General features: G+C 65.8%; 1 tRNA gene and 1 pseudogene. One reads left to right on the top strand and one right to left on the bottom strand.

The window, feature by feature from the left end:
* Positions 1-352: 352 nt before the first annotated feature.
* Positions 353-428, bottom strand: a tRNA-Arg gene (locus JCM19049_RS15465).
* A 159-nt stretch (positions 429-587) separates the two neighbouring features.
* On the opposite strand from JCM19049_RS15465, the pseudogene JCM19049_RS15470 reads away from it, so the two are divergent.
* A pseudogene (locus JCM19049_RS15470) lies at positions 588-966 on the top strand (arginine--tRNA ligase); the annotation flags it as partial.

Genomic DNA, 966 nt, shown 5'->3' on the forward strand with positions numbered 1-966 from the left:
CCGTGAGGCTAGGCATCCTCGTGCGGGTGGCGTACCACCCGGGCCGGGACCCGGCCGCCACCGCGTTTTCCGGCACGTCGGCGGTGAGCACGGCCCCGGCGGCGATGACCGCGTTCTGCCCGATGCTCACCCTGCAGGTCCATGGGGGCAACCCTTCCGGTGCTGGTGCGGTGCCAGCTGGTATCCGGCCGGGGCTGTGCTGCCTTCGAATCTAGGGGCAGCATCGATCCAAAAGGCAGCGTCGATTCTCGGGTTAGCCTGCCGCCATTGGATGCTTCAGCGCGGCTGGGTGCCAAACCGGGGGTGGGAAGAAAAACAAGACCCGCACCAGAACTGGTGCGGGTCTTGCCGTTGGTGCCCTCGAAAGGAATCGAACCTTCGGCCTTCTGTTCCGGAGACAGACGCTCTATCCACTGAGCTACGAGGGCGAATCGCGTTGGCGACAGGGTTGAGCTTATCAGGTTGGGGCACCGGTTGCGCAAATCGACGCCGGCGGTGATCAACCGAACAGCCCCGGCACCGGTCTTCCGGTGTCTGGGCATGTCACGAGCGGGCGCCAAGCGTGGCCGAACCGTTATTGTTTAAGGGTGACTCCAGAAGAACTCTCCGCTGCCATATCCGCATGCCTGACCCAGGCCGTCGCCGATGGGGACATTTCGGTCGATATCCCCGACACCGTGCGTGTTGACCGACCCAAGAGCCGTGAGCACGGCGACTGGGCGACGAACATTGCCCTGCAGCTGGGCAAGAAGGCCGGCATGGCCCCGCGTGACTTCGCCACCATCCTGGCCGAGCGGCTGCGCCAGGTTCCCGGGATCGGGGCGGTGGACATCGCGGGCCCCGGCTTCTTGAACATCACCCTGGATGCGGCCGCCGCCGGGGAGCTGGCCCGCTCCATCGTGCAGGCGGGCGAAGCCTACGGCAGAACCAGGCACTGACCGGCACGTGGTCAACATGGAGTTCGTC

It is taken from the genome of Arthrobacter sp. JCM 19049, from assembly GCF_001310435.1.